The sequence below is a fragment of the Streptomyces sp. NPDC060031 genome, from assembly GCF_042736805.1.
GTDB lineage: Bacteria > Actinomycetota > Actinomycetes > Streptomycetales > Streptomycetaceae > Streptomyces.
The window spans coordinates 82,647-90,018 of sequence record NZ_JBHWVM010000027.1 but is presented as its reverse complement, the minus strand read 5'-3'; the positions used below and the strand labels follow the sequence as shown (position 1 = coordinate 90,018).

The following is a 7,372-nucleotide window of genomic DNA, read 5'->3' as shown; positions in this document are numbered from 1 at the left end:
CGCCGCGGACCGGGCCCGCCGCCGGTGCGCGGGCGGGGGCGGGCTCCGTACCCGGATCACCCGGCTCACCCGGCTTGCCCGGCGGCAGCGGGCCGCCTCCGCTGGGGCGGTTCCTGGTCAAGGCCGCCGCCGTGACGGCCGGGCTGACCGCCGCCGGGGCGGTGTTCGGGCTCGTACGGGACCAGACCATCGCGCACCTCTTCGGCGCCGGCCACGACAGCGACGCGTTCCTGATCTCCTGGACCGTGCCCGAGATGGCCTCGACGCTGCTGATCGAGGACGCCATGGCGCTGCTGATGGTGCCCGCCTTCAGCCAGGCCCTGGCCCGCCGGGCCGCCAGCCGGGCCGGGCTCACCCGCAGGGAGGCCCGCGTGGCCGACCCCGTACGCCTGCTCGTGGGGGCGACCCTGCCGCGTCTCGCGGTACTCCTGGCCGCCGTCGCGTCGGTGCTGATCATCGCCGCGCCGCTCGTGGTCTCCGTGCTCGCCCCCGGGCTGCCGGACCCCGGACTCGCCGTCGAATGCACCCGGATGACGGCCCTGACGGTCCTGTCGTTCGGGATCGCCGGGTACTTCAGCGCCTCGCTGCGGGCGCACCGCTCCTTCGTGCCGCCCGCGGCCATCTACGTCTCGTACAACGTGGGCATCATCGGCACGATGGTGGCCCTGCACGCCGTGTGGGGAGTGCGGGCCGCGGCCGCCGGGGTCGCCGTCGGCGGGCTGCTGATGGTCGTGGTCCAATTGCCCGCCTTCATCCGGAACGTGGGCTTCGGGCCGCCCCGGACCCGCTGCGCCCCGCGCAGCCAGCGCGACCGCGACCGGCCCACCCTCATCGCCTTCGGCGTCATCGCCCCGGTGATCTTCTTCGCCGTCTTCCGGCAGTCCCAGGTCCTCGTCGAGCGGTTCCTCGCCGCCTCGCTGCCGCCCGGCGCCATCTCGCACCTGAACTACGCCCAGAAAGTGGCGCAGATGCCGATGGTCCTCTCCCTGATGATCTGTACCGTCACCTTCCCCGTCGTCGCCCAGGCCATGGCCGGCGGCGAGCCGGAGAAGGCCAGGCGGCGCGTCGAGCAGGACCTCGCGCTCGCCTCCCTCGCCGTCCTCACCGGCACCGCCCTCGTCATCGGCTACGCACCCCAGATCATCCAAGTCCTCTTCGAACGCGGCGCGTTCACCCACCAGGACACCACCGCCACCGCATCCGTCATGCGGGTCTACGGCATCGGGCTCCTCGGCCACTGCCTCGTCGGGGCGCTGTCCCGGCCCTTCTTCTCGACCGCCCGGCCCACCTGGTTCCCGGCGCTCGCGATGGGTGCCGGACTCCTCGTCAACATCGTGGCCGGAGCCTTCGCCGTCGGCTGGTGGGGGACCTACGGCATCGCCGCCGCCAACGCCGCCGGCATCACCACCACCGCCGCGCTGCTGCTCACCGGCCTCGGCTCGCGGATCATCGCCATCCAGGTCCGCCGGGTGGCGATCAGCATCGGCCGGCTCTCGGTCGCCGCGGTCGCCGCCTGCGCCACCGGCTGGATCGCCGGGCCGATGGTCGCCGACCCGATGGTCAGCGCCGCCCTCGGCTGCCTGCTGGTCCCGGCCATGTTCGGGGCCACCGGCATGGCCATACGGGCCCTCGAGGTCACCGCCATGCCCGCCCAGATCGCCAAGCTCACCGCTTCGATCACCGCCCAGCTCACCCAGAGGTTCCGCAATGTCCGCTGACATCGACACGGCGCATTCCGCCGCGGTGGTACCCGCCCGCCGGACCGCATCGCCGTGGGTCCTGATGTACCACTCGGTCGCCGAGTTCACCGACCCCGCCGAGGACCCGTACGGCATCACCGTCACCCCGCACGTACTGGAGGCCCAGCTGCTGTGGCTGCGCTCCCGGGGACTGCGCGGGGTGTCCGTGGGCGAGCTGCTCCGGGCCCGCGCGGCCGGGCGCGGCGCCGGACTGGTCGGCCTGACCTTCGACGACGGCTACACCGACTTCCTCACCAACGCGCTGCCCCTGCTGCGCCGCCACGACTGCACCGCCACGCTGTTCGTCCTGCCCGGCCGGCTCGGCGTGGACAACGTGTGGGACCCGCTGGGCCCCCGCAAGTCCCTGCTCACCGCCGAGGGCATCCGCGAAGTCGCCGCCGCCGGGCAGGAGATCGGCTCGCACGGGCTGCTCCACCAGGACCTCACCACCACCCCCGACGACGTGCTCCAGCAGGAGCTCCGGGGCAGCCGCGACCTTCTGCGCGAGCTGACCGGACGGCTGCCCGAGGGGTTCTGCTACCCGTACGGGCACCTCGACGCCCGGGTCGTGGCCCAGGTGCGGGCCGCCGGGTACACGTACGCCTGCGCCATCGACCCCGGGCGGCTCGCGGGCCCCTGGGCCCTGCCGCGTACGCACATCAGCCAGGCGGACGGCGGGTCCCGGCTGCGCGTCAAGCGGCTGCGCCACCGGGTACGCGAGCTGCGGCGGGCGGTGACCCACCGGTGACGCTGAAGGCGCTGCACATCATCACGGGCCTGGGCGTCGGCGGCGCCGAGCAGCAACTGAGGCTGCTGCTGCGGCACATGCCGATGCGCTGCGACGTGCTGACGCTGACCAACCCGGGTCCGGTGGCCGAGGGGCTGCGGGCCGACGGGGTCCGGGTCGTGCACCTCGGGATGCGCGGGAACCGGGACCTCGGGGCGCTGCCGAAGCTGGTGACGTTCATCCGCCGCGGCCGCTACGACCTCGTGCACACGCACCTGTACCGGGCCTGCGTGTACGGGCGACTCGCGGCCCGGCTCGCCGGCGTCGGGGCGACCGTCGCCACCGAACACTCCCTCGGCGAGGGCGAGATCGAGGGCCGGCCCCTGTCGGGCGGGGTACGGGCGCTGTACCTGGCCAGCGAGCGGCTCGGCGCCGCGACGGTCGCCGTGTCGGACACGGTCGCCGCGCGGCTGGAGGGCTGGGGGGTGCCGGCCGCGCGGGTCCACGTCGTGCCGAACGGGATCGAGGCCGTCCGCTTCCGCTTCGACGAGGGCGTCCGCCGGGCCACGCGGGCCCGGACCGGGCTGTCGGACCGGGCGTTCGTGGTGGGCGGCGTCGGCCGACTGGTACCGGGCAAGCGGTTCGACGTACTCGTACGGGCGGTGGCCGCGCTCCCGGGGGCGCACCTGCTGCTCGCCGGGGACGGGCCGGAGCGGGCCGCGCTGCGCAGCCTGGCCGCCGAGCTGGGCGCCCAGAGCCGCATCCACCTGCTGGGGGAGCGGGACCCGCTCGGCGACAGCGCGGACGGGCGCACGCCGGGCATCCCCGCGCTGCTCGCGGCGATGGACGTCTTCGTCTCCCCGTCGCGGGAGGAGGCCTTCGGCCTCGCCGTGGTCGAGGCGCTGGCCGCCGGGCTGCCCGTGCTGCACGTGACCTGCCCGGCCATCGACGACCTTCCCGCCACCCAGGCTCCCGGCGCGCGCCGGATCGGTACCGGGACCGAGGAACTGGTCGCCGCCCTGCGCGGGCACATGGAGGCGGGGGCCCGTCGGCTTCCGCCGCCGCCCGTGGTCCGGCGCTACGACATCGCGCGCAGCGCGCAGCAGCTGCTGTCCGTCTACTCCGTCGCGCTGGCCGCGCCGGTGGATCCGGGCTCCGCCCGGGCTCCCTGGGGCTCCGCCCCGGACCCCGCGCCTCAAACTCCCCCAGCCACCGCTGGGAGGGGCCCCCAGGCGGGGCTGGATTCGCCCCGTACGGGATCCCACGAACCCCCTTCACTCAGGAAGTGAGCACCCTCATGGCCGACACCGCCGATCAGAAGAAGACCGCCCACCGCCGCCGGGGCCGGCTGCTGCCGCCCCCCGCTTGGTGGCCACTGCCCGCCTGCGCGCTGCTGGGGCTGGCCGCCGGCGGGGCGTACGGGGTGCTCAAGACGCCCGAGTACGCGGCCACCAGCTATGTCGTCGCCGTCCCGGACGACACCACCGAGCCGGCCACCGCCCTCGGCTTCGCCCAGGCCTACGCCCGCATCGCCACCAGCAGTTCCACCCTCGCGTACGCCCAGCCGCGCGCGGGCATCGGCGCCCGGCAGCTGCGTACCCAGGTGCGCGCCGAGACCTCCCCCGAGTCCCCGATGATCGCCATCACGGGCACCTCCAAGAGCCCCGCCGAGGCCGCCGACATCGCCAACGCCGTCGCCGACGCCCTCTCGCTCAGCAGCAACCAGGCCGCCAAGAACACCGGTGTCCAGCTGCTCCTGTTCAACCAGGCCGTGGCGCCCAGCGACCCCGCCTCGCCGTCCGCGCCCGTCAGCGGGGCCGTCGGGCTGTGCGCCGGCGGGCTCCTCGGCGGCCTGTGGCTCCTGGCCCGGCCCGGCCGGCGCAAGGAGGACGCGCCTGCGGAGGCCGCGGCGCCCGCCGTGGAGGAGTACGCCTCGCTGCCCGCGCAGAGCGAGCACACCGAGACCAAGGAGAAGGAGTCCGTTCGATGACGTCGGGCTCCGCCGGGGCCCTGTCGGTGACGCTGTGCCGCGACCCCCGGCAGTTCGCCGCGCTGGAGGAGCCGTGGAACAGGCTCGTCCGCGGCTGCCCCACCGCCACCCCCTTCCAGAGCCATGCCTGGCTGCACTCCTGGTGGCTCTCGTACGGGAAGGAAGGCCGGCTCCGGATCGTCCTCGTACGGCGCGGCGAGGAGCTGGTCGGCGTGGCCGCGCTGATGCTCGTGCACCGGCCGCTGCCGCTGCTCGTGCCGCTCGGCGGCGGCATCACCGACTACTTCGACGTGCTCGTGGCCGCGGAGTACGCCGACCAGGTCGTCCCGGCGCTGGCCCGCGGCCTGCACCGGGCCGCCCGGCGCGCCGTGGTGGACCTGCGCGAGGTACGGCCCGGGGCCGCCGCCGAGGCGGTGTACGGGCAGTGGCCCGGGGTGCGCAGGAAGCTGGCCGACTCCACTTGCATGGAGCTGCCCGCGATGCCGTTCGACGATCTGGTCAAGCGGATGCCGGCCTCCGGCGCGCAGCGGGTGCGGGCCAAGCTCCGCAAGACCGACGCGGCCGGGATCGAGGAGCACGAGGTCACCGAGCAGGAAGTGCCGCGTGCCGTACGGACGCTGCTGCGGCTGCACGAGAAGCAGTGGCGCGGCCGCGGGGTGACCCCCGAGCACCTCAAGCCGCGCTTCGCCGAGCACCTGACCCGGGCCACCCGGCGGATGGTGCGGGAGGGGGAGGGCAGGCTGGCCGAGTTCCGTCTCGACGGGAAGGTGGTGGCCGCCAACCTCACGCTGCTGTCGGGCTCGTTGAGCGGCGGCTACCTGTACGGGGCCGACCCGGACCTGCGCAACCGGAAGGTGGACGTGGCGACGCTGCTGCTGCGCTACGAGACGGCGCGGGCGCTGGAGGAGGGCCGCCCGGTGGTGAGCTTCCTGCGCGGCAACGAGCCGTACAAGAACCACTGGCGGCCCGAGACCGTCGTCAACCAGCGCCTGTTGATGTCCACGGCCGCGCTCGCGCCCCTGCTGCGGCTGCACGAGTCGCAGGTGGCGGGGCGCGGGCGGGTGGTGGACGTGCTGCGGGAGGCGCTGCCGGCGGCCCGGGACTGGCGGGCCCGGCTCAACGAACTCCGGGTCCGATGAGCGGACCGCCGTGCCGGGGCCGGGGCCGCAGCGGGGGCCGGGGGCTAGAAGGGCCAGAAGCCGGACCCCTTGCCCCAGCCGAGCTCTACGCAGACCGACTGCCTGCCGACCAGCTTGGAGAGCCATTCGCCGAAGTTGAGCGGCACGCACCACTGCGTGTTGTTGAGCGGCGGCTTCGGCGCGGGCGGCTCGGGCTGCGGCTCGGGCTGCGGCCGCGGCGCGACCGGGCCCGGCGTCACGGGCGCCGGGACCGGGGTCGGGACCTGCGGGGACGGCGCCTCGGGCTTCGGGACCACGGGCGGGGGCTCGGGCGCGGGGACGGACACCTCGGGCTCGGGCGCGGGCACCTCGGGCTCGGGCACGACCGGGCCGGGCACGAGCGGGCTGGGCACGGCCGGGCTGGGTACGAGCGGGCTGGGTACGAGCGGGCTGGGCACCGGGACCGGGGCCTCGGGGGCCGGGGCCACCGGCGACGGCAGGGGCAGCGGGACCTCGGGTGTGGGGACCGCCGGGGTCGGCACCACGGGCGTCGGGAGCTGGGGCATCGGGATGGCCGGCGTGGGGATCTGCGGTGTCGGCACCTCGGGCGTGGGGATCTGCGGCATGGGGATCTGCGGTGTCGGGATGACCGGCGTCGGGATCACCGGCGTGGGAATGACCGGCGTGGGAATGACCGGCGTCGGGATCACCGGGCCGGGCTTCTCGGGGGTCAGCGCGTCGCGGAAGGCCCTCGCGGACTCCGGGTTCTGCTTGCACTGCCACACGCCGTGCGGGCAGTAGTCGGTGATGGTGTGGTAGATCGGCCTGTGCTGTTCGATCCACTTCAGCATGCGCCGCACGTACTCCGGGTTGTCTCCCCGCCGGTACAGCCCCCACTCCGGGAACGAGATGCGCTTTCCGTGTGCTTTCGCGAAGTCGACGTGCTCCTGGAGCCCGTACGGCTGGCTGATCTGTTCGTCGAACGTCTGTCCGGGAGCCTGGTCGTACGAATCCATCCCGATGATGTCCACCACGTCGTCGCCGGGGTAGCACTTGCTCCAGCCGATGGCGTCCGCACCCCGGTTCGGGGCGAAATCGAACTTGAACTGCTGACCGGGCACGGAACGCATGGTGTTGACGACGCGCTTCCAGTACGCCTTCCAGTTCTCCGGGTCCGGCCCGCAGCGGTGGGTGTAGGTGGTGCCGTTCATCTCCCAGCCGAGCACGATCACCGTGTCCGGGACGCCCAGCGCCACCAGCCGCTCGGCGAGCCTCTTGAAGTGCTGGTCGTACTGGCCGCCGGCGCCCGCGCGGATCAGCTGGGCCACCTGGTAGTCGGGCACCCGGGACTCGTTGCGCTCCTGCATCGGCACGTTGAGGACGAACATCCGGTCGGCCTTCGCCCCGCGCCACTGCGCCCAGCTCTCCAGGAAGCCGACGTTGCCTTCGATGCCGGCCCACCGGTCACCGGGCAGATAGGTGTGCCCGACCCGGACCTCCTTGCCGCCCAGCCAGCGCGACAGGTACGGGATCCGGGCCACGCCCTGCGGCCCGTAGTGGAGATAGGCGCCCATGGCGATGTCGGAGTCGTCGGGCCGGCCCCGGTCGGGTGCCGCGAGCGCGGCCCCGGAGGCCAGCAGCCCGGCCGTGACCGTACCGATGCAGGTGCTGGCCAGTCGGCGGTTTGGTCTGGGCATGGCGTCTCCCGAGCTTTGCCGAATCGGTGTGCTTACCAGAGACGTTAGGCATCACATCCGACGAATGGCCTGTCCGGTGATCGCCGCATAGGCCATTCGCA

6 protein-coding genes are annotated in these 7,372 nt (G+C 74.1%); 5 read left to right on the top strand and 1 reads right to left on the bottom strand.

Annotated features, from left to right (window positions below):
* The 5 genes from murJ to ACFWB8_RS15245 all read left to right on the top strand — a co-directional run.
* On the top strand, positions 1 to 1,718 hold a 1,718-nt coding region (murJ, locus tag ACFWB8_RS15265; RefSeq protein ID WP_385226076.1), incomplete at its 5' end, for a murein biosynthesis integral membrane protein MurJ.
* On the top strand, positions 1,708 to 2,487 hold the full coding sequence (locus tag ACFWB8_RS15260; RefSeq protein WP_385226074.1) for a polysaccharide deacetylase family protein: 780 nt from the start codon (positions 1,708 to 1,710) through the stop codon (positions 2,485 to 2,487). The genes murJ and ACFWB8_RS15260, both read left to right, overlap by 11 nt.
* A 2-nt stretch (positions 2,488 to 2,489) precedes the next feature.
* Complete coding sequence (locus tag ACFWB8_RS15255; protein WP_385226096.1) at positions 2,490 to 3,755, top strand: glycosyltransferase; 1,266 nt, start codon at positions 2,490 to 2,492, stop codon at positions 3,753 to 3,755.
* An 8-nt stretch (positions 3,756 to 3,763) separates the two neighbouring features.
* Complete coding sequence (locus tag ACFWB8_RS15250; protein ID WP_385226094.1) at positions 3,764 to 4,456, top strand: lipopolysaccharide biosynthesis protein; 693 nt, start codon at positions 3,764 to 3,766, stop codon at positions 4,454 to 4,456.
* Positions 4,453 to 5,595 carry a GNAT family N-acetyltransferase gene (locus tag ACFWB8_RS15245; RefSeq protein ID WP_385226072.1) on the top strand — a complete coding sequence of 381 codons (1,143 nt, stop codon included), beginning with the start codon at positions 4,453 to 4,455 and terminating at the stop codon, positions 5,593 to 5,595. The genes ACFWB8_RS15250 and ACFWB8_RS15245 overlap by 4 nt, the downstream gene beginning before the upstream one ends.
* A 44-nt stretch (positions 5,596 to 5,639) precedes the next feature.
* Here the strand turns inward: ACFWB8_RS15245 and ACFWB8_RS15240 are convergent, their stop codons facing one another.
* Positions 5,640 to 7,271: a glycosyl hydrolase gene (locus ACFWB8_RS15240; RefSeq protein WP_385226070.1), complete on the bottom strand. Its 1,632-nt coding sequence runs from the start codon at positions 7,269 to 7,271 to the stop codon at positions 5,640 to 5,642.
* Between the last annotated feature and the right edge of the window lie 101 nt (positions 7,272 to 7,372).

Bases quoted from the DNA above. Each gene is read 5' to 3' on its own strand.
- ACFWB8_RS15240 (WP_385226070.1), bottom strand. From the start codon at position 7,271: ATGCCCAGACCAAACCGCCGACTGGCCAGCACCTGCATCGGTACGGTC.
- ACFWB8_RS15260 (WP_385226074.1), top strand. From the start codon at position 1,708: ATGTCCGCTGACATCGACACGGCGCATTCCGCCGCGGTGGTACCCGCC.
- ACFWB8_RS15245 (WP_385226072.1), top strand. From the start codon at position 4,453: ATGACGTCGGGCTCCGCCGGGGCCCTGTCGGTGACGCTGTGCCGCGAC.
- ACFWB8_RS15250 (WP_385226094.1), top strand. From the start codon at position 3,764: ATGGCCGACACCGCCGATCAGAAGAAGACCGCCCACCGCCGCCGGGGC.